Raw genomic sequence first — 25,629 nt, forward strand, 5'->3', positions numbered from 1 at the left:
CTCGTCTCTTGTGCTCGCTTGGCAGTACTGTGCTCGGCTTGTGTATCCAGGATTTGTCGATCGCCTACCGATTTGTGTATTTCTGTACTTGAAGGTTAGGCAGATACGTTGGGATACAAATGGGTGAACCTGTCCAGAGATTCACGGATTCCGGTTTGTTTTAGTTATGAGGGCGTCGACGACGGCCCTGCGTCCCGAAGGCGTGAGCGCGTTGGCTCGGCCCATTCGCAGGCTCAACGCTGATCGCGGCGAGCGAGAAGCCGTATCTCGATTGGGAGGTGGCGTCGTTGGCAGGTGCGCTTTGCTGCAATTGTTCGTTTCATTCCTCAATTGTCACTGCATTTCCGGCAAATAAGCGCCGCGCGGCGCTTATTGCAGCGTTAAGTCATCTTGTTGAGCAGTTCGACGAACGTTTGAGATGAAATGACCGGCGCAAAAAAATTGTTGATGCGTTCGAAAACCGCCCTTGCCTGTTCCGGTTTCTGGGTACTCGTCGCGTCTCCAATCACGATGGGAAGATAGCCGTTGTCTCGTGCGGCCCGGGCATTGCCTTCAATGCGCCAGTCGAGATGAATGCCGGTCAGCACAATCACCTGCACCCGCTTGCGGGCAAGCTCCAATGGCAGGTCGGTGCCGACGAACGCGGTCTGTAGCGCCTTCTCAAACAGATGATTGCCCCCCGGCCGGAAAAGCGCCTGCAGCTCTTCGACGGTTTCGTTATCCCACGCGATTTTCTCCGGGTTGATGTTGCTGCAGCCTTGCGGCGTCGCGATCGTATCGAGCGGCACGAGTCGCAACAGCGCGAGATTTACGGAGTTGGCGATTACCTGATAACCGGCGTCGTTCGGATGCACGTGATCGCCGGAGTCGTATGCCGGCAGGTATTTCGTCGGGTTTGAGGGATCGTGCAGCGGCGTGTCCTGATCGACGATTCCGTCGCAGCCGCTGCCGCCGCCACGCACGAATGCATTGATCTTTTCCCGCTCGGCCTCGCGCGCCAGCGTCCATCCGTCGCCGTCCTTGCCGGGTGTGAGCGTCGAGCAGATGAACTTGACGCCCTTCCCGTGCGCCTTGGCGATCAGTGCCTGGATAGCGGGAATGATGTCCGCGCTCGTCACGACAGGACTGTCCGTCTCGAGGTCGTTCCATGCACTATCGGACAAAATGACCCAGCGTACGCCCGCCTGAGAGAGAACATCGCGATCGAAACGGTTGACCGTGCTCGGCCCCGAGCCTTTTTCGACCAGCAAACCATTTCCGGTGATGCCCTGATTCAGCACGCCGACACCGAGCTTCGCGTTGACGATGCGTGTCGCCAGGTCGTTGGTCCATCGCTTGTTCTGACCGTCCGACGAACGATAGCCGTCGGTCACCGACGCGCCGATCGCGATCACGGCGCCGTTCAGGCCCGGTCCCTGAACATCGAGATTGGTGAGGAACTCGTAGTCGCCGCTCTCGTCCGCCTGGATGAACGCTTGACCGGCGACATCGCCGCTCGCCACGTACTTGTTCTGGTTTGAGAAGCTATGCCCGGTGAGCGCATTGGTCGGCGCCGACACGTAAAAGCTCACCAAGACATCCGAAAGCGCCGGAACGTTGAAATCAACGCTGTCGCTGACCAATGAATCGCCAGCCTTGATCGTCGCGGAACTTCCACCCGAAAACGTTATGCGCTTATCGGTCTCGGGCCGGATCGCCGATCCGTTGTCGCGCAGTGCAATGTGCACATCAGTGACGCTGAGTGGCACGTCGCCGAGCAGGTTGGACAGATGAATGCGCGCTGACGTGCCCGCCACGCTCGTATGCATGATCTGACGCAGCGTCTTGCCGGCGTAGTTGATCGGGCCTTGGGTGGTCTGCGGGGCGACCGCCCAGGTGCCGACCCACGCATCAACCGCGCCGGCCGCATGCGCCGGCGATGCCAACGCGATCGCTGCAACTCCGACTGAAACGGCGGAAAGCCGCCGCAATCCCTGGATGAAATTCATGTGGGCCTCGTTGAGCACGGTGAATGAATGAGTGCGACGACCGACCGACGTTACGTGACCCGACGCGGCGCAACGTGTACCAGACGAAAGCCAAGATGACTGCGCGAAGCGTTGCCGCACTGACTCGTTCACACGGAGCCGCCGATAGGCAAGGCATGCCCCGGCCCGTCAACGCATTGCACCATTGACGCCTTGGCGTGCGTTCGCACTGTTGCCCGGGACTCCTCGTTGCGCGGCAATTTCAGCTTCTGATAAATAAAGACTCTTCAAACTGATCATCACCAATCTATGAATAGCATCAGAAGGAGCGTTTTCAGTAGCAACTAGTCGATTGGCTACCGTGTTGAACTTTTCGAGCTTTTGATCAAACGACAAACCGTTGAGATTATTTAAAGACGGTTCGTTTTGAGCATGTTCGGAGACCCACTGCTTTAGTTTTTCCGTTGGTTGTTTGGGCGCCTGCGGCTTCGCCGTCATCGCGGCACGTTCCGCAAGTATTTCCTTCGACATTCTGGGCTCGAGGCGAACGATCTGCACCAGACCGAACTTGTTGATCGAACCCGGATTGATCTTGTACGAATCGGAACCGGAAACGATGAAGTCGCCGTCCGCGGTGTCGGCCGCCTCGTTTTTCGCGTCCCATAACTTGCCTGGGGAATTCAGGCTCTCTTTCAAGCCGATATCCTTCGGAGCGACCAGGGCGAACATGACGGATGTCTGATCCGGACTCGCGTAGTCCGAGCAGGGTTTGTGCGACATATATAAGCCCGCCCCCCGAATATTCATTCCCGCGATGCCACCGGCCGCGCCCTGATTCTTCTCGGCGGAGAATCCCTCGTTACGGATCGAATTGACGTTGGCTTCCGGCGTGACGTGATAGCCGAACACCTTCACCTCGCCGTATTTTTCGCTCATTGCCTCATTGATGCGCGCCTCGATTTGCGCGGCTTTTTCGGCGTCCGGCACACCGGGCACCATATGAAGACCGGGAATATCAACGACTTTGCCGCCAAGCCGGCCCGTTTCGGGCCGCGCGCTCTGCGACACGGCGCTCACCGTGCTTGCCGCGTTGGCGCCCCGCAATGACAGTGCATTCCGTCGTTGCGGGAGCCCCAAAATTGGCCATTGCGTCCCATGGAAGGCCTTAGTATCGGTAACGTCCCGGCGCGATGCACGGCGCACGCAAAGTGGACTTTCGATATCCGAAGGTTTTCGCATCGTAGGCTACTCGAGCAAAGCGGTCCCTGCTCCGCTAGAAGTTTCGCGCGGCCATACAAAGATTCGGCGCGATGCACTTTCGCGTCGAACGCGGACCACTATGCTCTCCATGCGCGGATGTTTAACGCGTTCGCCTCGGCTCGCGCGAAACCATCCGGATATGCGGCCGATTCGCGGGACCGCATTTTATCGAATGGAGTTTTGATGATTACACTGAACGTCGGATCACTGAACGGAAAAGTCGCGCTGGTCACCGGCGGTTCGCGCGGCATCGGACGCGCGATTTCGAGCGCGTTGGCGGCGGCGGGCGTCGCCGTCGCGATCAATTATCGCGAGCACGTCCAAGGCGCCGAAGCCACCGTGGTGGACATAGAAAGACTCGGCGGCAAGGCCATCCCGGTACAAGGCGACGTGTCGCGTGGCGAAGATGTCGCGGCCATCGTCGCGCATACGCGCTCGAAGCTTGGCGAGATCGACATTCTGGTCAACAACGCGGGCATCGGTCCGATGATCGACGTGGCCGATCTCACGGAAACGCAGTTCGATGAGTCACTGGCCGTCAACCTGAAATCGGCGTTTCTGTGCACCCAGGCCGTTCTGCCGGGCATGCGTGCACGCGGTTGGGGACGCGTGGTCAATCTGTCGTCCGCGGCCGCGCGTGGTCCGGGCATGGTCGGCGTTCACTACAGCGCGTCGAAGGCCGGGCTCGAAGGCTTGACGCGTGCGTATGCTAGCCGGGTGGCGGGTGAAGGCGTCACCGTCAACGCAGTCTCGCCCGCCGCAATCGACACCGACATGACCGCTCCGCTCAAGGCAGGCAACGCCGTGGCGCGCTTGCCGATGGGCCGCCTCGGCGAACCATTCGAAGTCGCGGACGTCGTCGTGATGCTCGTAAATAACGGCTTCGTGACCGGGCAAACCATCGCGGTCAACGGCGGGATGAGCTTTATCTAAGGCCGAATGCGTAGCGCGATTTATCGTTCAAACCATTCTCAGCAGTGCCGCCCGGTCCATTTTACCCATTGGACCGCGCGGCAACTCGGCGAGCGAGATCAGCTTCTCAGGCACCTTGTAGTCAGCCAACTGCGAGGACGCGAATTGCATCACGTGCGTGAGCCGATCGGCGCTCGCGCCTGCGGCCAGATGCACGAACGCCACCACGCGCTGACCCAGTTCATGATCCGGCACGCCGACCACCCCCGCGTCTTCCACATCCGGATGCCGCAGCAGCACCTGCTCCACTTCCAGTGGTGAGATGTTCGAGCTCGCCCGCACGATCAGATCCTTGATACGCGACACGAACGTATAGTGGCCGTCGCCGACGTCGCGCATCGAATCGCCCGTCAGGTACCAGCCATCTGGGAAAGAAGCGACGCCGGTCTCGCGCGTCCAGTAGCCCAGCGCGACGTTGGGGCCGCGGATCGCCAGTTCGCCTGTTCCGCCGGGCTTCACGTCGGCGCCGTGCGCGTCGAGCAGTCTGGTTTCGATGCCCACGGTCGGGCGGTACTCCGACTTCATGGAGTCCGAGCAGCCGAGCGATCCCGCACCTTCAGTCGAGCCCCACATGGTGCGCAGCGACGCGCCCATGGCCGCCTGAAAAGCCTCGCGCGTACTGGCAGGGCAAAGGTCGCCGGAGGTGACGCAACGGCTCAGTGAACGCACATCGCGCGGCCGTTCTGCCTGCCGGGCGAGCAGCTGCGTGACGACGGTGCGAGATGCCGTGAAGCTGTCGCAGCGGTGCGCTTCGATGCCGTCCAGGATGCCGTCGGGATCGGCCGCGTCGACCATGACGATGGTCGTCCCGGACAGACACGCGGCGAGGAAATAAAACAGCCCCGAGGCATGGACCATCGGCGCGAAAAACGCGAAGGTGCGCGCGTCCGCGATGACGTTCGACGCAAGCCGAGCCGCTACTTCCACCAAGGTCGCCTGGCTGTGCGCGATAAGCTTGGGCATACCGGTCGTTCCGGAACTGGACAGCAACACGGCCGGCGCGGTTGGATCAACGGCGAACGACAGTGCTGCGGACGCAGCCTCCGATGACGCTTGCGGCACCGTTTCGACGAGCGACTCCCACGTCATCGCACGCACGGCGGACTGCTCGCCGAGCACGAAACGGCGCTGCACATCGACGCTATTGTTCAGCGCGGTGGCCATCGGCCCCACTCTGTCCGCTTCGCCGATGTATGCGTGCGGCGCGAGGCGCGCCATGATGTCCTCGAGTTCCGGCTGCTTGAAGCGCAGGTTCAAAGGCGCCGCGATGGCCCCGAGCTGGAAGCACGCGATATACGCGATGGCGAACTCCGGACTGTTGCCAAGGTGAAGCGCGACGCGATCGCCGGGCACCACACCCGCGTTGGCGAGACCGGCCGCGACACGCGCCGCGCCATCGAGTAGCCGTTCGAGGGCCCACGTCTCGCCGCTTTTGCTCACCAACACCACATGACGGGAAACACCTTCCTGTGCGGGAGACAATGCTTTGCCGCGAACGGCGTACAACTTTTCCAGAATCATGCACACGACCGGTTCATGAAATTGATCAGACTGCATGCTCATCCGGCGCGTGAACGGAACTGATCGACGATGCTTCAGGCGGTGCGCCAATGCGCATGCAGGTATCGAATACAACGTCTGGGCACGATTTTTATTCCATGTCATCTCGCGGCGAGACTGGACTGCGTCGCGATTGCCGTCACGCGCCAGGCGGAATCAGAATCGTGATGCCGTACGTTTCAGCGAGTCGCAACAAGCCGGCCAGCTGTTCCGTCGAAGGAGGCGGCGCGCTCGGCTGTGTTTCGCGCGCCGCGGCGGCTTCGTCGAGCGGCATACCTGCTGTTGTGATGAATTCGTCGAATCCGCCTGGCGTCGTGACCACAATGCCGCGCATCGGCACGGTGCCGCGATTGCGTAATCGTTGCGGCACGCCGCGCGGGGTGAAACACGACGAACCTGCCTGCAGTATCCTGACCGTATCGCCGATCGTGACTTCCAGTTCACCTTCGACGATGAACATGGATTCGTCTTCGCGATGATGAACGTGCAGGCCGCCGTCGCCACCGGGCGGCATGATGCCCTCGATCATGGAGAATTGGCCGCCGGTTTGCAGCGACGAGAGCAACACGCGCATACGTACTCCCAGAAACGTATAGGCGGGCGGCGAAAGTTCCATGACGGGCACGGGCGCGTTTGTCGAAGTCATGTCGGGCAAGATAGGTCAGTTAGGGACGCGCTGGATCAAACCCGATCCAGATTCGTCGAAGCAAACGCCCAGTTCAAATGGCACGATACGGTCGCGACCAGATAATCCGGCCGGCGATTCTGATAGTCGGGGTAATACGCATGCTCCCACACATCGATGGTCAGCAGCGGCACCTGACCGCGCGTGAACGGCGTTTCCGCGTTGCTGGTCTTGACGACCGCCAGCTCGCCCTGATCGACTACCAGCCATCCCCAGCCGCTGCCAAACTGTGATGCTGAGGTCGCCACCAATGCTTTGGTCAACGCTTCGGTGGAACCGAACTTGCGATTGATCGCCGCTTGCAGCTTCTCGCTGGGCGCGCTGGACTGCGGACTGAGCGAGTTCCAATAGAAGTTGTGATTCCACGCCTGCGCCGCATTGTTGAACACGTCCACGAGCGCGGGTTGATCGTGTGACTGCATGATCAATTGTTCGAGCGAGGCCTTTTCGAGCGAGGTGCCGGCCAGCAGTTTGTGCAGATTGTCAAAGTACGCGCGATGATGCTTGCCGTAGTGAATCCCGATCGTGCGTGCCGATATGACGGGCTCGAGCGCGTTATTGGCCCATGGCAGCGGAGGCAGGCTTTGCGGCGACGCGCCGAGATAGGCCGGCACGACACGCGACGTTGCAGTCGCCGGCGCGGCCTGCGTGGTGGCGCCGAGCGACATCTTCGACAGCAGTCCGCCGACCGACGCCAGCGATCCGGTTGCCATCAAACGACGGCGGGAGATAGACGATTTGAGCATGTTTTGAATCCCCAGTAATGTGGCGCGGCGCTCGTACTGTCCGGCCGCATTCACACAACATTCCACGCAGTCCGGCTATTCCAGCGTGGCGAGATTAATTTGCCCGCGTCTGTCGGGACGCGTCGAGGCGCGCCGCTGTCATCAGGCCGCGCCCGGCAGCCGCAAATCGTCCTTGTCCGCGTCGTACTCCGTGCCGGCGACTTCCTTTGCACCGTCCTTGGCGATCTCCTTGCCCGCTTCCTTAGCGGCTGTCTTGTTGATCACGCCTTTGTCCGCCTGATATGCCGCCCCCAGCGCCGCCGATTCCGCGCCCTTTAGCGCCCCGTCAGCGCGCCGAGCGCCGCACCGCCAACATCGAAGGCCGCCTTGATGCCGGCCTGCTTCATGTCGCCGCCTTCGAGCGCGGTGTCGGCGAGCTTGTATCCGCTGGAGATTGCCTGCGCGCCTACCGAGCCTAGCGCGGCCAGTTGACTGATCAGCAGAATCTTGAGGTTGGCGATCGCGTCGGGCGTGACGTCGATGGCGCTGAATCCGCGCCAAAGCATCGTTGCCGCCGCCCGACGTCGTCGCCGCCGAGCAGGCCAATCGGGAACTCGCGGACGCGCACCTGACCGAACTGCATGCGACGCTCGACGCCAACGTCAAGGAGTTGCGCATCGAGGCAACCCGGCAGAGACCCCGTTCCCACCGCCGAGGCCGATGGTCAGTACACGACGGCGGTGTCGTCCGACCGCGTGTGCTATGCGCAGACACCAGAACATTCTTCAAGCCACAGACGAGAAATATCAGGCCGTCGCCTCAGGCGCCTTCATCTGGATTCGCGCGTAGCGCCAATCGACGCCACGCGCCTAACGCGCCCTCCCACCGGCGTTCAGCGATCGAAAAAGAAAATGGAATAGGACACGACTATCGCGTGTTGTGTGATCAGGGACGTGAGACGAACGCCGCGCCGCCAGAACGAAAAACTTGTCTGGCACGCGCCTCGGTCAACCATTCTCATCTTTGGAACGATCATGCAAATCGCTTTACTAACGCGCAACGACTCCACCTTCCGACGGATCAAGGGTGCTTTCGAAGCGGACGGCGCGCCGGACTGTGTTCGCTATACCGATGAACTCGGCCTGATCCGCTCACTCGAGCGCAGTCCGCCGGATCTGGTGATCATCGAATCCGCAACGGAATTCTCCGCTAGCAACCTGGTGCTCGCGTGGCGCGCGTGCCACTTCAGGCAGGACTTGCCGGTCATGATGATCGGTCAATGGTGGGACTCGGTTAGCATGACCAATGCGCTGCACGCCGGGGTCGACGAAATCGTGGTGGGCGAGTTGCGCCTCGAAGAAATCGTCGCGCGCGGCCGTCATGCGGTGGAGAGCCGGCGCGGCACATCCGCGGCGCAGAGCTTCATCACGCTCGGCTCGTCCACGCTGTACCGGACGACGCGCGAATTCGTCACGGTCGACAGACGCGTGCGGCTCACGGCGCGCGAATTCATCATCGCGTGGCTGTTCTTTTCAAATCCGGGCGCGCTCATCACACGCAAAGAACTGGCGCACGCGGTGTGGGGCAAGGAACTCGATATCGCCGTGCGCTCGCTCGAACAGCACATCTACAAGTTGCGCGCCAAGCTCGAATTCGACGAACTCACCGGTCTAAAACTGCGCACCGTGTATTCACTCGGTTACATGCTCGAACAGATTCAGACACCTCATCATCGCAACATCTGCGCGACGCGCATGCGAGTCATGGAGGCCGTGTCCTGATTCACCTCGACGATCGCGCATAAGAATCCTGAAAAATGCAGAGTTCTGGCGACCCACTGCGCGGGCCGCCAGATTATCTCGTGGTCAGTTGGCCAGATCGATGCGACCGTCTGCAAAGTTGATGGGATGTGTTTCGACGAGAACGGCCGGCACGCTCATGACTTTGCGCAATCACGGAGCCGTCATGGGCTCGCGGCTACCGTTGTCTGCATGAGAACCTGACCGGAGAGTCTTCAGATGCCGCGTATCGATGGGATGCCCGCAACGCCTGGTTCCGTCACGCCAACCGCGCATGACGATGAGGTGGCGAACGGTGCTGCACCCGGCGCTTCGTCGCGCGCACCGTTTCCTGCGCAACTCGCGCCATACAGGCCGAAGCGCGAGCCCGTGCAGAACGGCGCCTACCGCGATCAACTTCGGCAGAGGCCACTGCCCAAGCCGCAGCTCGCGACCGTCGACATTCAAAAAATCGTGCCGCCGAACGGTAGCGGGGGCACGGGCGTGTTCAACGCGATCAGGAATGCCTTGGGCAGTGGCCAGAAAGGTTTCACGGCGCTCAATCTGGCTTCCAAGAAGCCGCTCACCGGCGTGCTCGGCGCGGATTCGCGCGCGGCTGGCAGCGGCTTCGCCCACGACGTCCATACCGGCACGAGATTCCCGGCATGATCGCAAGCGGCGCATCAGCCATGGTCGCGCATCAGACCAGCGAGAGTTATCAGCAGAAGCTCGCAGCAATGCTGGAAGAGGACGTGCGGCCGTTCGCCTGGTTGCCCGCCTCCCCAAAAAAAGGGCATCAAGATGGATCCGGTCGATGGGAGCAACGCCGTAATCAGCCGCACACACGGAGAATACGACGCCGCAAACCACGCCCGAAAACATGACCGTCACGTGCGAAAGCGGCCAATGGCCATACAACAAACCGAAGCTGCTGCGCGCGGCGAGCGATCCCGCTCATCTGCAACATCAACGCGCGCGCGATTTGCTCGTGGCGATGTGCATTGCCGAGAACCAGGGCAACCGGCGCAAAGGCGCGCTATACGAGAGCGCAACGTCAGTCACTGCCGCGACGGCCCGCGCCGTGCTTGCCGCCGGCACGCATGGCGTGGCCGCGCCGCTGATCGTCGCCGGGCAGTCGCTCAACGCGGTGAAGGACGCGTTGGACATGAAGAAGTTCGCGCTCGAAACGCGGCAAAATCTGCGCGACGAAAAAAGCCGACGACGTGCAGCGTCAAGTGACGCATTTAGCCAGTAGGACCCCTGACTTCGATCAAGCGCCGCTCGAAGCGCAGGTCAGCGTTTACGAAGCTCTACGACAACGCTCGCCGCAAAACGACACAGCAGAACAATTTTGGCTATCGGCTGCCCGGCTTGCTGATCGACGATCGCAAAGCCGGACTGTATAAAAGCGCGGAAAACGATATCGTCAGCGCACACATCGCGGAGATTGTGCAAAAGGCAATGCGACGCGCGCATCCCGAGACGCTCGGCCGATTGCACGAGGCCGGCAGCGAGCCGAATCGTACGCGCGTCGGGCGATAAAAAGCACGAGAAGATCGCGGGCATGATCGGCGAACCGGGTCTCGAACCGGCCGATGCGGCGAAGAACTCAACGGATGCGATCAAGGCCGCGTTGAAGCTGCGCTCGTAACGCGTTCGCGGAAATGCGTACGAGCGCCGTTCGGCGCATTACGTGCCCAGGTTCTGCCGATTGTCCAGAATCTGGATCAAGATCAGCAGCAGATGATTGACCGGCGTCGGAATGCCGAGCGCAGCTCCTCGACGCACGATGTGGCCGTTCAAATGCCCGATTTCGCTGCGGCGGTTGCGCGCAAGGTCTTGCGCCGTCGACGAATACTGTCCTGCCGGAATGGTGCTCAAGATGCTTTGCACGGTGGCATCCACATCGTCCGGCATATCGACGCCGTCCGCACGCGCAACAGCAATGCATTCGGCGACGATATCGCGCATCGCCGTTTCCACGCCCGCGCCGCCCAGCCGGCGCAACTCGCCGAGCGGCAATTGCACCAGTGCGGAAATAGCGTTGTACGCGCAGTTCAGAACAAGTTTCTCCCACAACGCACTGCGCACGTTCGCGGACAACTCAGTCTGAATGCCCGCGGCATTCGCGATGCGCGCCATGCGCCCAGCGGCTTCGCCCGGTTCGACGATCAGTTCGCCGCGGCCGTGATGCCGCACGTACCCCGGTCCGGCCATTTCACACGCGACGTAGACCACCGCCGCGCAAACTTCCTGCGTTATGACGCTACGCACGCGTTCCGCATTATCAACGCCGTTTTGCAACGTGACGACGAGCGCATCGCGGGAAAGATGCGGTTTCATCGCTGCCGCAGCTGTCTCCGTATCGGACGACTTGACGCAAAAAAACACCAGCTCCGCACCCGCGGCCCCGCTCGCCTCGATGCTCGCCGATACGGCAACCGCTTCGTCGAAGAGCGGCGTCTGTAGACGCAGCCCTTCTCGCTCGATCGCGCGAACATGATTCGGCCGGCCGATCAGCACCACCTCGTGCCCGGCTCGCGCGAGCATTCCGCCATAGAAGCAACCCACTGCACCCGCGCCCATCACTGCAACTTTCATTCACACCCTCAGATAGAAAATTTTCAACGCCTCGGATGAACCTGATTCGTTCGGCACGCGAGGTTGAGTCGAAAACACTTGCAATCGGCCGCTTATTCCACGAATTTGCGTGAGAGGTTTCGGATCGCGACTGGCCGGTGAGCGACCCCGCCGCGAGGGGCGGCGTCACTCTCGCCTCGCATTCGCCGCTACGGCGATTTCCGAGTCTGAGGATTTCCTCTAGGCACGTCTTTCACCAGCAAGCCAAAAACCGTTTCGATTCGCCCGGCCAGTTCATCTGGCTTGGCCTGCGTCAATGCCGCCAACTCCACGATCTGCCGCATAAGCTGGATCCCAGCGATAACGGCCAGAAGCATGGCCGCGCGCTGCGCTGATTCCGGTCCGGGCAGCAGCGCGGCGAGCGGCTGGGCAAAGTGCGCTTCGAATTTCTTGCGGAGAATGCTCGAGGCCTGCTCATTATTTGCTGATCGCAGCATGATAAGAAACCCGTCCATCGGCGTGGTGTGTGGGTGCGTGCGTGCCACCAGCGCGACATCCAGCTCCCGGCATAGCGTCGCAACATCGGGCGCATCTTTCATGAATTCCCGCTTGAGAATGCCGGGCGTCTTCGGATCGCCGGTGGTCAGAGCATCACGCCACCGCGAGAGGCAGCGTCACTCTCGCTTCGAGTCCGCCGCTGCGGCGATTTTCGAGTTGCAGTTCGCCGCGCATCGCGAGCGTCAGACGCCGTGCGATTGCGAGTCCCAAGCCCGAACCCGACGCGCGCGCCGCCGTCTGCGGGGCACGGTACCAAGGCGCGAACACCGCTTCCATTTCGGCCGGCGCGATACCTGGCCCCGAGTCGACCACCGCGAGCACCACGCGCCGCGCGTCTACACGAACGCACAGACGCACGTCGCTTCCGTAGCGCAAGGCATTGTCGATCAGATTGACGAGCACGCGGCGCAGTGCATGTGGGCACGTCACAACCGGGCAACCCACCTGGCCTTCGAGTTCGACCAAGCGGCCCGCATCCTTGTAGTTATCGACGAGTGTGCCGAGCAGTCCGTCCGCATCGAAGCGCCGTAGCGGTTCACCGGCGCAGCATTGCATTCGCGCGCAAGCGAGACTCGCCTCAACCAGTTCACCCATCTCGGCGAGATCGCGCTCCATCGCGTCACGCAGATCGCCGTCACCGAGCCGCTCACAGCGCAGACCCATGCGCGTCAGCGGTGTCCGCAGGTCGTGTGCGTAGGCTGCGAGCACATCGAGCAATTCTGCGACGCGCTCGGCATCGTGACGCTGCGCGCCGTTCATCGCGCGCACGAGGCGCACGACCGTAGGAGGTCCGAACTCCGCCAAGGTCTGTTGCAGCGTGTCAGTGTCGCTGCGCTGTTCGATCGCGGCGGCCAGTCGCGCGATACTCGAACGTTGCTCATACCCATGCACCCACAGCGCCGCCACTAGCAACGCGAATCCGGTCGCTAGCAGGCACGCGATCAGCAGCAGGGTGTCGTCGGCGTGGCACGGCCGCATGAAGAGCATCGTCGCGTGAGCATTCGGCACGGTCATCGCGACGAACAGGCTAAAGAGCGTAATCGCGGTCATGCGGTGTTGCGACTGCACGTCGGCACGCGTTGCAGCAGCGGACCGACAGAAGCAACGTCTCGCCGTGCGAGTGCAGATTCGCAGCACCGATTCCAACAAGGATTCACGCAACGGTATCAAATGGATGAAGGTCATCTTCGTTCTCCTGGCGCCGTCACCTCGGACGGCATAGGAGAGATGAGATCATGCTACACAGGGTTCGCACCATCAAACAAGCGGTCGTCTACCCCCTACGAAGGTTTGCCCTCGCCATGCAACGGTGTCGCTTTTCGTTTAACCGTGTCCCAGCGCGCGGCTTATCAGTAGCTCGAATTCGAGCGCGTCGATGGGTTTTTCGATCAGACACAGCGCGGAGCTGGCTTGCACGCGTTCGCGTGCGCGCGCGGAAGCCATTGCGGTGATGAATAGCGTGGGAATGCGCATGCCGTCGGCTTCGAGCTTGGCGAGCAACTCGATGCCGTCCATACCGGCCATCTGTATGTCGCAGATCAGGCAACGGGTTCGCGACAGCGTGTCCGACGCCAGAAATGCCGACGCACTCGCGAATTCGCGCGCTTCCCAGCCGAACGAACGCACCAGGCTACTCGCGGCAGCGCGCACGAAAGGGTCATCGTCGACAATGGCGACGAGTTCGGTGGATGAAAGCGACAAAGCGATACCTGCCTAAGGCCAGGCGAACGGATGGGCCCATCCCACCGTTACCCGATAGTCCAGCATAACGCCGCGGATATGTACCGCCATCATATGTAGGTATGGGTACAGTTGCGCCATCGGCCGCCCTGCACGGGTACAGCTTCTTGCGCATCGCGCGGTACGCTTACTGCGTGCTTCCGCCGACCTCACCCATACCCAGCGCTTCCATCTTACGCACCAGGTCCGCCACCGAACGCGTATTCATCTTGCGCATCGCCTGGCCGCGATGAATTTTGGCCGTGATCTCGGCGATCCCCATGTTGCCCGCGATCTGCTTGTTCATCAGCCCCGCGGCCACGTGCCGGAGCACTTCGCGTTCACGCGGTGTCAGCGATTCCCAGCAGGCGCGCAAATCGTGCAGCGAGCGGTCCGTTTCAAGCCGTTTGGCGTCGCAGTCGAGCGCAGCGACCACCGCGTCGATCATGTCCTGATCGCGGAAGGGCTTGGAGAGAAAATCCATCGCACCGGCCTTCATCGCCTTCACGGTCATCGCGATATCGCCATGGCCCGTCATGAAGATGATGGGCATGTGCGGCTGGCCGGTCTCCGCCAGCGATTTCTGGAACGCGATGCCGCTCTGTCCGCGCAGCCGCACGTCAAGCACGAGGCACGATGGATTCGCGCTCTTGGGCGCGGCGAGAAATTCCTCGGTTGAGGCGAACGCGTGAACTTCGAGATCGATCGAGCGCAAGAGCCCGGTCAACGCGCCACGCACAAGGTCGTCGTCGTCGACGATATAGACGACGCGACAATCGCGACGCGAGGATGATGCGGCCGTACGGGAGGGTCGGGAATCGGACATCGCGTTGTTCGCAAGGCTCTCGATGAAGGGCCGTGCGGGCGGCCCGGTTGTTAAACGTCTTCGAAGCGTCGGCGCCACCCTACGCAAGCTTCGCGCGAACAGCGCGGCGCCGGCGGAACGCTCATGTACCTTCCGGACTGAATGGCGGCAGTACGAATTCTGCGCACGTGCCGGCTTTTTCGCGCGGAGCGACAGTCAGCGTGCCACCATGCGCGTCGACAATGGAATGGGAAATTGCGAGGCCCATGCCCATACCGTTATCTTTGGTCGTGAAAAGCGGTTCGAGCAGCCGGTTGGCGATTTCGGGTGCGATGCCGCTGCCCAGATCTTCGACCGTCACCTTCACCATACCGTCCGCGCTCTCCATGCAGACAAGCGAGAGCAGGCGCTCAGTGTCAAGCGCCGCCATCGACTCGGCGCCGTTCGTGAGCAGATTGATCGCCACCTGTTGCAACTGGACGCGGTCGCCATTCACGTACACGGGTTCGTCCAGGCCGCGCAACTCCAGCACGACGTGCTGCGCGTCGAGTTGCGCGGCCACGAGAGCCGTCGCCTCGCGCAGCGCTTCGCTGAGGTCGAGCCTGGTGAACTGCGGCTCGGCCTTGCGCGCCTTCGCGCGCAGCGCCTGAATAATACTCTTTGCGCGCGTCGCGCTACGGCTGATGTGCGCGAGCATCTCTTGCGCCTCGCCGATCTCGGGCGGACTGCGACTCAACCAGCGCAACGCAGCGCTCGCCGACGTATCGACGGCGGCGAGCGGCTGCCCGACCTCATGCACGATCGAAGCAACCAGTTCGCCCATTGCCTTCAGTCGCGTCGCGCGCTCGAGATCGGTAAGCGCGGAGCGCAATTGCTCCTCGGCTCGCGCGCGCTGCTGGTTCTGCTCGAGGATATCTTCGTAGAGCCGCGCATTTTCCAGCGCGAATGCCGCCTGCGACGCAATCACTTCGAGCACCGCCGACTTGGCAGCGGTAAACACCTTTGCTGCCAGATTGTTCTCCAGATAAAGCACGCCGACGAGCGTCGAATATCGCATCAGCGGCACGCACAGCACCGAGCGCGGCCGCTTGCGCCGGATGTAGACATCCTGCGCGTAGACCGGCGAGTCGTGCGGATCGTCGGCCAGCACGCCCTCCTGCGTGCGCGCGACCGCTTGCACCAGCGAGACCGGCAGCACATCGGAAGTGAACGGCACCGCATCCTGCGTGACGGCAATCGCGCCGTTGACCACTTGCGCGCGCGCCGGCACCTGCCACACGCCGCGGCGCAGCAAAACGAGTGCGCCCTGCCCGGCGCCGGCGCTTTCGAGCGCCGTGCGCAACAGTGTTTCGACAAGCCGCGCAGGCACGATGTCGCTCGCGAGCGCGCTCGAAATGCGCAGCACGGCCTGCACGTCAAGTTCCTGAAGACGACTCGCGGCGGGCTTGGCGTTGTCGGCGTCGAAAAGTCCGGGGTAGTCGCTCTGCAACTGCCGCGCCTTCGCCATCGCGCCCCAGCGTTGCCACGCCCCGCACGCGTGACGCAGATACGCCTGCGCGACCACCTCTTCGTCACGCGCAGCGTGAAATGCCGCGGCTAGCTCAGCTGCAAGTGCTTCGATCTGCGTGAAGCCATGCCGACGCGCGTGCGCGACGGCCTTCGCGTAGGCTTCGAAGGCGTCGAGCGTGCGGCCTTCGACGCGGGCGCCTTCGGCACGCACCAGTTCATATCGTCCGACGAAATTCTCTGGGCAAGCTCGCGCCCAGATCGCGAGTTGTCCGGCGTGGCGTTGCACTGCCGCCTCTTGCGCCGGATCGCGCTGCGGCAACGCGAGCAGCGCAAGTGCGCCATAAAAAGGCAACTCGCCGCTCTCCGCGAACGAGCGCGACGCGTTCGCGCATGATTCGGCGCGCTGACGCGACTCGAGCGCATCCGCAATGTCGCCGAATAGCAGCGCGCGCTGCAGGCGGTACACCCAATAGGAAAAGTCCACCAGCGTGGGCGGCCTGCCCTCCACCGGAACCGGCGGCATCTCGACTCGCCCGTCGGGCTCGCCTTCCTGCAAGCGCGTCAACAGCGCCCATTGCGACAGCAGCGCGTCGATTACCAACTGGAAGTTGGCATCGCGCGCGCTTGCCAGTCCGCGCGCGACCGTCTCGCGCACGTCGGCCAGCAACTCGCCGGCGAACAACATGCCGGTGGCTTCGTTGCGCCCGCAATACAGCGCGAAGGTGTGATCGCTGCTTTCGATCGCGACGTTGTAGGCGCGGCGCACATAGTCGCGCGCGCTTCGCGCCGGCAAGGTCCACGGCACGACGAAGGTGCCGAATACCATATAGACACGCGCGCGATGCCGCACCAGCCCGCGTTCCTCGACCAGATGCAGCGCGAGTTGGCCAAAGGCCAGCGAATAACTGTAGTCCCCGTAACGGACGCCGAAAATCTGGTTCATGCACGTGTAGACGTTCGCGGACGCATCCGAATGGCCGTGCTCGATCGCCAAATTGACCGAACGCAGCAGCATGAAGTCAACCAGATTCTGGTCCGTGTACAGCGCCGGCGGGATGAGGTCCGAGAAGATGTCGGTGATGGCGCGGCGCAGCGGATCCGCGATGATCGGCAACTCGCGCAGCCCGGCGATACCGTGCCGGTCCAGCCAGCTGCGCAGACGCGCATATTCGCGGTCCACGTCGGCGTTGACGGGATGCATGGGGACGTCGATCCCTGCGCGCTGCAGAAACGCGAGACCGACGCCGAGCGCCAGATCGTAGCGGCCGAGCGTGGTGTAGAGCGCGGCGCGCAGCCGCGCGAGATCGGCGCCGAAAATGCCGTCGCCCGCCTCGACTTCCAGCGTGGACAGGCGCGCCTCGGCCGCTTCCAGTGCCCCGGTCATGAACTCGGCTTCACCACACAGCTTGCGGGCGAGCAGACCGTCTTCGCTCGCGGTCTGTTCGCCGAGGAAGTTCAGCGCCGCACGGAAGAAGCCCAGTGCGGAATCGTGCGCCGTCGCGGCTTTGGCCTGGAGGCCGGCGTCCAGATTGAGCCGCGCGAAAACGCGCTGTTCGGCGGGATCGTCGACGACCGGCCTCGCGAGGTTGACCTGCGCCGCGAGCGCGAACGCATCGGTCTGCGCGCCGCGATTCGCCAACTGGCGACGGGCGATCTGCAAGTGCAGTGCAGCGCGCTCCATCAAAGACATCGACGCGTAAGTCGCCTCGCGAATCCGGTCGTGCCAGAAAACCCAATCGCCGTTCTCGCGATACACCGTGCCGGCGTCGAGCGCGGGTTGCAGAGCCTGCGTCGCGTCAAGCTCCGACAGCCCCGCAGCCACGGCCAGCGTTAGCGTGGACGCGCGCTGCCCGATGCAGGCAAGCAGTCGCAGCATGAGCTGCGCCGCAGTCGGCAATTGTCCGAGCTTGCGCGCCAGCAACTCCACCACGTTTTCAACGCCGCGCTGCGCCGCCATCCGTTCGAGACTCCAACGCCACGCGGACGACTCCACGTCGTATTCGAGCAGGCCGTCGTCGGCCAGCAGGCGCAGCAGATGATGCGCGAAAAACGGATTGCGCCCGGTCTTGCGGCCGATCATTTCGGCCAGCGGCCGCAGCGATTCCGCGTCCTGATGCAATGCGCGCGCAATTAACTCGCGCAGCGCGCCCTCGTTCAATGGACCCAATTCCATGTGCAACGCGGCCGGCACCTGCGCCAGTTTGCCGACGCGCAATGGGTGATCCGCGGTCACCTCGTTCGCACGGAACGCGCCGATCAACAGCAGTGCGGCATCCTTGTGCTGATGCAGCAGCCGTTCGAGCACCTGTAAAGTGCCGGCGTCCGCCCATTGCAGATCGTCGAGCACGAGCACGAGCGGACGCGCGCTGGTGCCGAAGCACGCGATCAACCGCGCAATCCCTTGAAGCACGCGCTCGCGTTCGAGCGCGGGGGCGGCGTCCGGCGAGTCCGGCGCTTCGGGTTGCGGACCGAGCACGGCGCCGAGCGCGGGCAGAAACGCGCTCAGCGTGCGCCCGACCGGCGCCGTAGCCGTCGCGATCCGCTCGCGCCAGATCGCGAACTCGCCGTCGGAGCAACCGAGCACGAAACGCAGCAACTGGTCGAGCGCCTGACCGAGAATCGCGTACGGTTTGCCGCGATGCCCTTCCTCGCTCTTGCTGGCGGCGAGCAGTGGCGCGTCGAGCCGCTGCATCCGCGCAACGGCTTCCTGCAGCAGCGTTGACTTGCCGATCCCGGAGCCTCCCGACACCCAGGCAACGCGCGCCTGCCGGTCGTTCACCACCGCGCGGTACTGGGCGAGCAGCGCTTCGATTTCATCCTCGCGGCCGAGCACGCAGTCTGCGTGCTGAAGGCGTTGCAGCGCCGCATGCGTGTCCAGGGTGAAAGGCGCGATCTCGCCGTGACGCCGTTGCGAGTCCTCGCATCTGCGCAAGTCCGCGAGCAGCCCAGCGGCGTCGGCGTAACGCTGTTCGGGCGCTTTCTCCAGCAGTTTCATCACGACCCGCGAAATCTGCGGCGGTACGTCTGCTGCGAGTTCGTGCGGCGGACGCGGCCGGTGCGTGGCATGTGCGTGCACGCGCGCCGCGGTGTCGGCTGCTTCGAAGGGCGGCATACCGGTCAGCAATTGATAGAGGATGCAGCCGAGCGAATAGAGATCCGCGCGCTCGTCGACCCGCACGTTCATGCGCGCGCCGAGTTCCGGCGCCATGTAGATGAAGCTGCCATCGTTCCATTCGAGTTCCGCATCGGCCGAACCGACGTCGTCGCCGGGACGGGTGGCGAAGCCGAAGCCGGTGAGAAACGCCTGGCCTTCGCCATTCACCAGGAAGCGCGCGGGCGACAGCGCGCGATGCACCACGCCAGCGGCATGCATCGCGCCAACCGCCGTTGCAAGTCCGATAGCGGTCTTGAGAAAGGCCGCGGCACCGTCCTCGCGCGACCCGTCGCAGCAGCGCAACGGCTCGCCGCCTGGGTCGGCGAGCACGAGCACGGCCCCGTCGCCGTGTGGCACGAGCGCCTGCGGAACTGCGGACCACGCTTCGTGCAGGGTGGCGCGCAACGCGTATTCACGCTGCAACGCCGCCAGCGAGGCCGCTGCGCCGTTGCCGCGGCCGACGACGAGCACCGACGACGCGTCGTCGGCTACGGCGCGTTGCAGACGCGGCGAGCCATCGCTCAGTTCGATAAAGCTTCGGGTCGACAGGTCGGTCATGCGAAGTCGATATGGACGCAGCGACGCGCAAGGGGTTCAGGGAAGGTGCGCACAGCACCCATCAGACAAAATTGCAGACTCTTATCGCGTTCTTTAATCGGGAACTCCGATGGCCTCCCAACCAAGGTAGACGCTGAAGATAATACGAACTCATAGCTCATTTGGATCAGCCAGTCAATGCAAAATGGAAATCACAGACCTGCACGATCGTTCGGATGATTGAACATCAACTGTACCCATCGAACCGTTGGCACTGTTCAGTTTTTCAAACCGAGCTGTCTGCCTCGCGCGCACGCTCCAAAGGAGCGTCCCAGACATTGCTTTCAGATAAAGCACACACTATTATGGACCAGCTGATCCATAATTAACAATCGTAGGCGGCAGCCAACTTCGGGGATGACAATGACCATCTATTTTTCAAAAGTGAACAGCTTCGCCGGCACCACTGCTACGTCGGGTTCGACATCGACTGGAACGAGCAGCAGCAGTAAGCCGTCGTTCCAGTCGCTATTGGCCGAACTCACCGGTTACGTGAGCGGCACGCCCGGCGAGCGCATTGAAAAAATGATTCTCGCGAAGTTGGGGGTAACCGAAGAAGAACTGAAGAAGATGTCGCCGGAAGAACGCGAAAAAATTCTGGCGAAAGTCCGGGAGATGCTGAAGAAAGAAATGGATGCGCAGCTCGACGCGCAGAAACAAAAGGCTTCAGGGCTGCAAATCAGTGTGTCGATTTGATTGATGAGTCGATCGCCTGCTTACATGTGCGAGCAGGCGATTCAATTTACGAGGAGCGCATCTCTGTGCGCGTGGCTTCGACATCACGCAGAAAACGGTCAAGTATGGGATTGAATACATCCGGCGCTTCGAAGAACGGCGCGTGACCCAGCCCGGCCAGCCGGTGACAGTGACCTTCCCACAGATTGCCGTAGGCAACCGCGTCGATATAGTCGAGATTGATCAAACGGTCCGCGGCGCCGTTCACTACGGCGATCGGAACTGCGCTCTCTTTCACGGTGACGCGCTGGTCGGCTTGGCCACCGGCGCGCGCGGCTTCGAACAGGCGCTTGCGGAAGCGGCCGTCCGCGCGCGCAACGGCATCGCGCAGAAACGGTTCTGCCGAAGCACCGAAAATCGCCTCGACGAATCCGTCGATCTCGGACTTTGACAAATACTCTCGACCGGCGGCGCTTGCCTGCGGCAAACCGGCGAAACCTTTTGCCATATTGTCGTGACCGACCGGCGGAGCGCCGACAATCATCAGGCCGCGCATGCCCGGGAACCGTGAAATCATGTCGATGGCAATGTGTCCGCCCAACGACCAGCCCAACACCACGGCCTCGTTCACTCCGAGCTTACCCAGCAATTCCACTGCGGCATCCGCAAAACTGCCGCGTGTGTAGCTTCGAATCGGGTCCGGCGCATCGCTCGACTCGCCATGCCCAGGCAAATCGAAAGCGATCAGCCGATATTTCTCCGCGAGCCGTCCTTGCAGCTGATTGCGGAAAACTGCGCCGCAAGACGAATTGCCGTGAATGAAAAGCACGGCCATTCCGCCCGCGCCGCTTTCCTCTACCGCAAGCGAGCCGTGCGACGTCGCGACGGTGTGCCAACGAGTTGCAACTTTCATACAGCAATCCTGTTTCGAAAGTAGCGCGTCTCGCCGCGCGGGGAACGTCCGTGCATTTTCATTTCATTGGGCCTATTCGCTGCCTATTGCGCAGCCTTCGCCGCGGCGATGATCGTGTCGGCGACGAGCTTCGGCTGACTGACCATCGCGACGTGGCTCGCATTTGCCACCGTGACGTGCGCGCCGATGTTCTTCGCCATCGTCTGTTGCAGGCTCGGATCGATCATGCGGTCCTGTTCAGTGACCACGAAGTACGACGGCTTGTCGTGCCACGCCGCTTTCGTGACCTTCTGGCCGATACATGCCGAGGCCCATGGGCCTTGCGTTGCCGCGATCACACGGCGTTGCTGCAAAGGCACGTCCTGGGCGAAATCTTCGAGCACTGCTTTGGTCGAGAGCGTCAGATTGCCTGCCGAGTCTTTCTGCAATTCGTTGGCCCACACAGGCGCCGGCTTGCCTTTCGTCATGTCTTCGATCGATTGGCCGCTATCCGGCGCGAAGGCCGCTACGTAGACCAGATTCTTTACCTTCTCGTCGTTGCCCGCTTCGCTAATTACCACGCCGGCCCACGAATGGCCGACCAGAACGACCGGCCCAGTCTGCTGCTCGATCACGTGTTTCGTCGCGGCAACGTCGTCGGCCAGCGAGCTCAGCGGGTTCTGCACCGCGACCACATGTGCTCCGCGAGCTTCGAGCAACGGAATCACTTTTTCCCAACTTGAACCGTCGGCGAATGCGCCGTGTACCAGCACGACGTTCTTGCCCTTCAGATCCTGCGGCGGCGCCGCGTGCGACGCCTGCAATGCGAACAGCCCACCGAGCAACAACGCGGAGCCGATGAATTTCTTGAGAAACGCGGTCATTGATATTGTTCCGACAAAAGTGAGTTGGCGTTAAATGAACTATTTCGACAACGGCGCTCGGCAAACGCGCGCCGTCGCGTGGATCACCAATGCGCGCAGGCGAAGGGTCGTGTGAAACGCCTGTCAGCCGATGTAACTGATCTGGCGTGTCACCCGAATCGCACCCACTGTCGCGAATCAGCCTTCCATTTAGACATTTAAACCTGCCGATGTATCTGGAATGTTTCACCGCCCCCGCTTAATGCAAGCGCGTTTATCCCGGCACGGTCTGGATACGTTGCGATACAAAACCGCAGGCGGAGCGAATCAACCCGCCACCACGTTTAGCTCGCTAAACGACGGCCCAAACGGCCGCACGCGCATCTGCGGATCGAGGTGTTTCCACGGAAGATCCGCCGGGTCGGCAGCCATCGGGCCCGGTGCTTTCGCCACCAGAATGGCCTCTGCTATCGCTTCGAAATCCGCGCGAAAATGCACGGAACTCTTGTTCACGAGAATCTTCATTCGCTCAGGTTCGATGCCTGCCACGCGGAACAGATTCCGATCGAAAATCTGCATCTTCACGGAACTCACGGCGATTCGCACACCCTCTATCCGCAAGCAGGCGACCGGTCCCAACTCGCCTTCCATGCCATTCAACATCGGGCCGTCGAAACGGAAACGTCCGTCGGACAAGTACTCGACCTCGAACTCGGCCTCCAGCGGCGAATCGCCTTCTACGCCGGAACCTCCGCCGAGGCGCAGCGCAATGCGCGCACCAACGCCCGCACGATGCGCCGCGGCCGCGGCCTGCGCGTCCCAGATCACGCCGACAGCCGCATCTGTCGCGCCGTTGCGCAGTAGCGCCCGCACCATGCCCATGGTGTTCGAATCGCCGCCCACGCCCGGATTGTCCTGCGTGTCGGCGATGATGACCGGTCGAGATGCGGGCGCGCTCAGGCGGATCGCTTCGAGCGCGGCTTCGTCGGGCGAGAGGAACGGCACGTCCCAGCGCGCTTCCTCGCCAACGATCTTCGCGAACAGCGCGTCGGCCGCTTGCTCGGCGGCCGCTTCGTCGAACGAATAGGCCCAGATGGTTGGCCCGCACTCGGGGAAGTCGGCGGCGGGAAAGCCCGGCGCGAACGACACCGACACGACCGGTCGTACCTCCAGGTCGGCCAGTATGCGGTACATGTCGTTTGCGGGTTCGACCAGCGTGCACATGCCGTTCACCGGAATGAGGAAAGGAACGCGGCGCACCGCGCGATGCAGCGGTCGCCGCTCCCACATCAGATCCTCGAGAATCCGTGCGGCGCGTTCGCCCGTTTCCGCCATATCGACGTGCGGATACGTTCGGTACGCCGCGAGCGCGCTGGCATGCTCGAACATGCGCGCCGTGACGTTCGCATGCAAATCCAGCGACACGACCAACGGCATGCGATCGCCGACGATGCGCCGCACGCGCTCCAGCAACTCGCCTTCGCCGTCGTCGTGCTGCTCAGTCACCATCGCGCCATGCAGGTCGAGATAGATCGCGTCGAAACCGCCTTTCTGCACAGCAGCGATGATCTCACCGCCGATCCGCTCGAACGCATCGGTCGTGACGTGCGCCGATGCGCTCGCGCCCGCCCAGATCACCGGTTCCAGTTCACGGCCGCTCGCTTCCATGACCTTGATGAAGCCGCCGATCGGCACGTTGACATCGCGCAGTCCGAGCACGTCGGCGCCGCGGACCATCGGCGGGAAGCCCTCGCCCTGAACGAAACTCTCGTAAGACGCCTTGGTCGGCGCGAAGGTATTGGTTTCATGCTGGAAACCTGCGATCAGGATTTTCATGTGTTTCACCTTTTTGCCCCAATGCATGGAGATGCATCGATAAAAATATTTCGGAGACCCGTTTGAAGCCCGCTATGCCTGCTTCAATGTCAACTTGCCCTTCAGGATCAGAATGGCGGCCAGCGCGGCGGCGCAAGCCATGACGAAGAGCCCCGCATGCATGCTGCCGGTCCCCGCCTTGGTCCAGCCGACTACCGCCGGGCCCCAGAATCCGCCAGACAAGCCGACGGTATTGATGAGCGCGATACCACCGGCGGCCGCCGTTCCCTCCACAAGCTGCGACGGAATGGCCCAGAAAACCGTGTAGGCCATCCACAGGCACGCGGTTCCCAAGGTCAGCGCGAGAAGCGTGAGCGGCAGACTGCCATCCGCGAAAATCGTGGCGATCAGGCACGCCGCCGCACCCAGCGCGGGAATCGCGCAGTGATACCGGCGCTCACCAAGCCGGTCGGAACTGCGGCCCGCGAGATACATGCAAACGGCTGCGGCCACATAAGGAATCGCCGTGTACCAGCCGAGGCGAATCGTGTCTTTCACGCCTTGCTCCTTGAGCAGGGTGGGCAGCCAGAAGCTGATCGCGTAGATCGGGAAAATGACGCTGAAGTAAGCGAGCGCGAGCACATATACTCTGGGGCTCTTCAGCACCGCCTTGAACGAATCCGCGCGATGCTGGGTCGGCGTGGTCTCGCTGTTGAGCAAGGCTTTTTCGTGGTCGTTTAGCCAACGCGCGTCGACGGGCCGATCAGACAGCACGCGCAAGGTCACCAGGCCGAGCACGATGCACGGCAGGCCTTCGACGAGAAACATCCATTGCCAGCCCGCGAGGCCGCCAACGCCCGCAAGACTCGTCATCAGCCACGCCGAAACCGGACCGCCGACGATGCCGCCGAGCGGCCCCGCCACGAATACCAGCGCAATGGCGCGCGCCATGCGTGCCGGTCCGTACCAGCACGATAGGTAATAGATCATGCCCGGAGCAAAACCCGCCTCGAATACGCCGAGCAGGAACCGCATCGCGTAGAACGCAGGCACGCTGCGCACGAACAACATGCACGCCGACGTAATGCCCCACAGCACGAGGATGCGGCTGAACGTCTTGCGCGCGCCGACCTTCGGCAACATCAGATTGCTCGGCAACTCGAACAACACGTAACCGATGAAGAAGATGCCCGCGCCCACGCCGTATGCGGCATCGGAGAAACCCAGAGCCGTCTGCATCTGCAATTTGGCGAAGCCGACGTTGACGCGGTCCAGATACGCGAACATGTAGCAGGCCACCAGAAACGGCAGGAGCCGCCAGTTGAGCTTGCTATACAGCGCTGCGGCGGGATCGCCGGCGGTCGATGGAAGGATTGCTGACATGATTCGCTCCGGTTGCCTCACTGACCCGTCGCAAGGGTTGAATCGATGGTGGCAGGGCAAAATGTAGCTAGCAAGAGCAACTAAGTTCACGTATCGTTGCCTCATGAGCAACATTAGATCGACACGGATGTG

At 62.3% G+C, this 25,629-nt stretch carries 23 protein-coding genes; 5 read left to right on the plus strand and 18 right to left on the minus strand.

Going from position 1 to position 25,629, the window contains the following annotated elements; genetic code table 11:
* Positions 1-380: 380 nt before the first annotated feature.
* Both PQQ86_RS32670 and PQQ86_RS32675 read right to left on the minus strand, forming a co-directional pair.
* Complete coding sequence (locus PQQ86_RS32670) at positions 381-1,988, minus strand: isochorismatase family protein (protein ID WP_408276596.1); 1,608 nt, start codon at positions 1,986-1,988, stop codon at positions 381-383.
* A gap of 168 nt (positions 1,989-2,156) precedes the next feature.
* The gene (locus PQQ86_RS32675; protein WP_408276599.1) at positions 2,157-3,206 is read right to left on the minus strand and encodes a hypothetical protein; all 1,050 of its coding nucleotides are present in this window, start codon (positions 3,204-3,206) and stop codon (positions 2,157-2,159) included.
* A 204-nt stretch (positions 3,207-3,410) separates the two neighbouring features.
* Here PQQ86_RS32675 and PQQ86_RS32680 point away from each other — a divergent pair, with 204 nt between their 5' ends.
* Positions 3,411-4,160, plus strand: a complete 750-nt coding sequence (locus PQQ86_RS32680) for an SDR family NAD(P)-dependent oxidoreductase (RefSeq protein WP_408276602.1) — start codon at positions 3,411-3,413, stop codon at positions 4,158-4,160.
* A gap of 27 nt (positions 4,161-4,187) precedes the next feature.
* Here the strand turns inward: PQQ86_RS32680 and PQQ86_RS32685 are convergent, their stop codons facing one another.
* From PQQ86_RS32685 to PQQ86_RS32705, 5 genes are all read right to left on the minus strand, one after another.
* Positions 4,188-5,756, minus strand: coding sequence for a class I adenylate-forming enzyme family protein (locus tag PQQ86_RS32685; protein WP_408276607.1), 1,569 nt, complete (start codon positions 5,754-5,756; stop codon positions 4,188-4,190).
* 142 nt (positions 5,757-5,898) lie between these two features.
* On the minus strand, positions 5,899-6,375 hold the full coding sequence (locus PQQ86_RS32690) for a cupin domain-containing protein (RefSeq protein WP_408276611.1): 477 nt from the start codon (positions 6,373-6,375) through the stop codon (positions 5,899-5,901).
* 65 nt (positions 6,376-6,440) lie between these two features.
* The gene (locus PQQ86_RS32695; protein WP_459252436.1) at positions 6,441-7,112 is read right to left on the minus strand and encodes a superoxide dismutase; all 672 of its coding nucleotides are present in this window, start codon (positions 7,110-7,112) and stop codon (positions 6,441-6,443) included.
* Between the two features lie 219 nt (positions 7,113-7,331).
* Positions 7,332-7,454: a hypothetical protein gene (locus tag PQQ86_RS32700; RefSeq protein WP_408276617.1), complete on the minus strand. Its 123-nt coding sequence runs from the start codon at positions 7,452-7,454 to the stop codon at positions 7,332-7,334.
* Between the two features lie 50 nt (positions 7,455-7,504).
* The gene (locus PQQ86_RS32705) at positions 7,505-7,735 is read right to left on the minus strand and encodes an HrpF/NolX family T3SS translocon protein (RefSeq protein ID WP_408276620.1); all 231 of its coding nucleotides are present in this window, start codon (positions 7,733-7,735) and stop codon (positions 7,505-7,507) included.
* A gap of 468 nt (positions 7,736-8,203) precedes the next feature.
* Here PQQ86_RS32705 and PQQ86_RS32710 point away from each other — a divergent pair, with 468 nt between their 5' ends.
* The 3 genes from PQQ86_RS32710 to PQQ86_RS32720 all read left to right on the plus strand — a co-directional run bounded on the left by PQQ86_RS32710 (position 8,204) and on the right by PQQ86_RS32720 (position 10,202).
* On the plus strand, positions 8,204-8,950 hold the full coding sequence (locus PQQ86_RS32710) for a winged helix-turn-helix domain-containing protein (RefSeq protein ID WP_408276623.1): 747 nt from the start codon (positions 8,204-8,206) through the stop codon (positions 8,948-8,950).
* A 237-nt stretch (positions 8,951-9,187) separates the two neighbouring features.
* Complete coding sequence (locus tag PQQ86_RS32715) at positions 9,188-9,616, plus strand: hypothetical protein (RefSeq protein ID WP_408276626.1); 429 nt, start codon at positions 9,188-9,190, stop codon at positions 9,614-9,616.
* Between the two features lie 211 nt (positions 9,617-9,827).
* Positions 9,828-10,202 (plus strand): hypothetical protein, encoded by a 375-nt coding sequence (locus tag PQQ86_RS32720; RefSeq protein ID WP_408276629.1) that lies wholly within the window; start codon positions 9,828-9,830, stop codon positions 10,200-10,202.
* A 38-nt stretch (positions 10,203-10,240) separates the two neighbouring features.
* Here PQQ86_RS32720 and PQQ86_RS32725 read toward each other — a convergent pair whose 3' ends face one another.
* From PQQ86_RS32725 to PQQ86_RS32755, 7 genes are all read right to left on the minus strand, one after another.
* Positions 10,241-10,573: a hypothetical protein gene (locus PQQ86_RS32725; RefSeq protein ID WP_408276631.1), complete on the minus strand. Its 333-nt coding sequence runs from the start codon at positions 10,571-10,573 to the stop codon at positions 10,241-10,243.
* A gap of 63 nt (positions 10,574-10,636) precedes the next feature.
* The gene (locus PQQ86_RS32730; protein WP_408276634.1) at positions 10,637-11,548 is read right to left on the minus strand and encodes a ketopantoate reductase family protein; all 912 of its coding nucleotides are present in this window, start codon (positions 11,546-11,548) and stop codon (positions 10,637-10,639) included.
* Between the two features lie 188 nt (positions 11,549-11,736).
* The gene (locus PQQ86_RS32735; RefSeq protein ID WP_408276637.1) at positions 11,737-12,126 is read right to left on the minus strand and encodes a TetR/AcrR family transcriptional regulator; all 390 of its coding nucleotides are present in this window, start codon (positions 12,124-12,126) and stop codon (positions 11,737-11,739) included.
* Positions 12,127-12,178: 52 nt separating this feature from the next.
* Positions 12,179-13,135 (minus strand): sensor histidine kinase, encoded by a 957-nt coding sequence (locus PQQ86_RS32740; RefSeq protein ID WP_408276641.1) that lies wholly within the window; start codon positions 13,133-13,135, stop codon positions 12,179-12,181.
* Positions 13,136-13,408: 273 nt separating this feature from the next.
* On the minus strand, positions 13,409-13,792 hold the full coding sequence (locus PQQ86_RS32745; RefSeq protein ID WP_408279415.1) for a response regulator transcription factor: 384 nt from the start codon (positions 13,790-13,792) through the stop codon (positions 13,409-13,411).
* Between the two features lie 160 nt (positions 13,793-13,952).
* The gene (locus tag PQQ86_RS32750) at positions 13,953-14,630 is read right to left on the minus strand and encodes a response regulator transcription factor (protein WP_408276646.1); all 678 of its coding nucleotides are present in this window, start codon (positions 14,628-14,630) and stop codon (positions 13,953-13,955) included.
* Between the two features lie 121 nt (positions 14,631-14,751).
* On the minus strand, positions 14,752-19,830 hold the full coding sequence (locus tag PQQ86_RS32755) for a trifunctional serine/threonine-protein kinase/ATP-binding protein/sensor histidine kinase (RefSeq protein ID WP_408276649.1): 5,079 nt from the start codon (positions 19,828-19,830) through the stop codon (positions 14,752-14,754).
* A gap of 402 nt (positions 19,831-20,232) precedes the next feature.
* Between PQQ86_RS32755 and PQQ86_RS32760 the strand changes: the two genes are divergently transcribed.
* Positions 20,233-20,565 (plus strand): hypothetical protein, encoded by a 333-nt coding sequence (locus PQQ86_RS32760; RefSeq protein WP_408276651.1) that lies wholly within the window; start codon positions 20,233-20,235, stop codon positions 20,563-20,565.
* A 46-nt stretch (positions 20,566-20,611) separates the two neighbouring features.
* Here PQQ86_RS32760 and PQQ86_RS32765 read toward each other — a convergent pair whose 3' ends face one another.
* The 4 genes from PQQ86_RS32765 to PQQ86_RS32780 all read right to left on the minus strand — a co-directional run bounded on the left by PQQ86_RS32765 (position 20,612) and on the right by PQQ86_RS32780 (position 25,497).
* Positions 20,612-21,457, minus strand: coding sequence for an alpha/beta fold hydrolase (locus PQQ86_RS32765; protein WP_408276654.1), 846 nt, complete (start codon positions 21,455-21,457; stop codon positions 20,612-20,614).
* Positions 21,458-21,540: 83 nt separating this feature from the next.
* Positions 21,541-22,320, minus strand: coding sequence for an alpha/beta fold hydrolase (locus PQQ86_RS32770; protein WP_408276657.1), 780 nt, complete (start codon positions 22,318-22,320; stop codon positions 21,541-21,543).
* A 306-nt stretch (positions 22,321-22,626) separates the two neighbouring features.
* Positions 22,627-24,135, minus strand: a complete 1,509-nt coding sequence (locus PQQ86_RS32775) for a M81 family metallopeptidase (RefSeq protein ID WP_408276660.1) — start codon at positions 24,133-24,135, stop codon at positions 22,627-22,629.
* A gap of 72 nt (positions 24,136-24,207) precedes the next feature.
* Entirely contained in the window at positions 24,208-25,497 is a 1,290-nt protein-coding gene (locus tag PQQ86_RS32780) for an MFS transporter (RefSeq protein ID WP_408276662.1), read from the minus strand.
* Between the last annotated feature and the right edge of the window lie 132 nt (positions 25,498-25,629).

This window comes from Paraburkholderia sediminicola, from assembly GCF_046026675.1.
Taxonomy (GTDB): Bacteria; Pseudomonadota; Gammaproteobacteria; order Burkholderiales; family Burkholderiaceae; genus Paraburkholderia; species Paraburkholderia sediminicola_F.

Bases quoted from the DNA above. Each gene is read 5' to 3' on its own strand.
- PQQ86_RS32670 (WP_408276596.1), bottom strand. From the start codon at position 1,988: ATGAATTTCATCCAGGGATTGCGGCGGCTTTCCGCCGTTTCAGTCGGA.
- PQQ86_RS32675 (WP_408276599.1), bottom strand. From the start codon at position 3,206: ATGCGAAAACCTTCGGATATCGAAAGTCCACTTTGCGTGCGCCGTGCA.
- PQQ86_RS32680 (WP_408276602.1), top strand. From the start codon at position 3,411: ATGATTACACTGAACGTCGGATCACTGAACGGAAAAGTCGCGCTGGTC.
- PQQ86_RS32685 (WP_408276607.1), bottom strand. From the start codon at position 5,756: ATGCAGTCTGATCAATTTCATGAACCGGTCGTGTGCATGATTCTGGAA.
- PQQ86_RS32690 (WP_408276611.1), bottom strand. From the start codon at position 6,375: ATGGAACTTTCGCCGCCCGCCTATACGTTTCTGGGAGTACGTATGCGC.
- PQQ86_RS32695 (WP_459252436.1), bottom strand. From the start codon at position 7,112: ATGTCGCTCGGCGCCACCACGCAGGCCGCGCCGGCGACTGCAACGTCG.
- PQQ86_RS32705 (WP_408276620.1), bottom strand. From the start codon at position 7,735: ATGCTTTGGCGCGGATTCAGCGCCATCGACGTCACGCCCGACGCGATC.
- PQQ86_RS32710 (WP_408276623.1), top strand. From the start codon at position 8,204: ATGCAAATCGCTTTACTAACGCGCAACGACTCCACCTTCCGACGGATC.
- PQQ86_RS32715 (WP_408276626.1), top strand. From the start codon at position 9,188: ATGCCGCGTATCGATGGGATGCCCGCAACGCCTGGTTCCGTCACGCCA.
- PQQ86_RS32720 (WP_408276629.1), top strand. From the start codon at position 9,828: ATGACCGTCACGTGCGAAAGCGGCCAATGGCCATACAACAAACCGAAG.
- PQQ86_RS32730 (WP_408276634.1), bottom strand. From the start codon at position 11,548: ATGAAAGTTGCAGTGATGGGCGCGGGTGCAGTGGGTTGCTTCTATGGC.
- PQQ86_RS32735 (WP_408276637.1), bottom strand. From the start codon at position 12,126: ATGAAAGATGCGCCCGATGTTGCGACGCTATGCCGGGAGCTGGATGTC.
- PQQ86_RS32740 (WP_408276641.1), bottom strand. From the start codon at position 13,135: ATGACCGCGATTACGCTCTTTAGCCTGTTCGTCGCGATGACCGTGCCG.
- PQQ86_RS32750 (WP_408276646.1), bottom strand. From the start codon at position 14,630: ATGTCCGATTCCCGACCCTCCCGTACGGCCGCATCATCCTCGCGTCGC.
- PQQ86_RS32755 (WP_408276649.1), bottom strand. From the start codon at position 19,830: ATGACCGACCTGTCGACCCGAAGCTTTATCGAACTGAGCGATGGCTCG.
- PQQ86_RS32760 (WP_408276651.1), top strand. From the start codon at position 20,233: ATGACCATCTATTTTTCAAAAGTGAACAGCTTCGCCGGCACCACTGCT.
- PQQ86_RS32765 (WP_408276654.1), bottom strand. From the start codon at position 21,457: ATGAAAGTTGCAACTCGTTGGCACACCGTCGCGACGTCGCACGGCTCG.
- PQQ86_RS32770 (WP_408276657.1), bottom strand. From the start codon at position 22,320: ATGACCGCGTTTCTCAAGAAATTCATCGGCTCCGCGTTGTTGCTCGGT.
- PQQ86_RS32775 (WP_408276660.1), bottom strand. From the start codon at position 24,135: ATGAAAATCCTGATCGCAGGTTTCCAGCATGAAACCAATACCTTCGCG.
- PQQ86_RS32780 (WP_408276662.1), bottom strand. From the start codon at position 25,497: ATGTCAGCAATCCTTCCATCGACCGCCGGCGATCCCGCCGCAGCGCTG.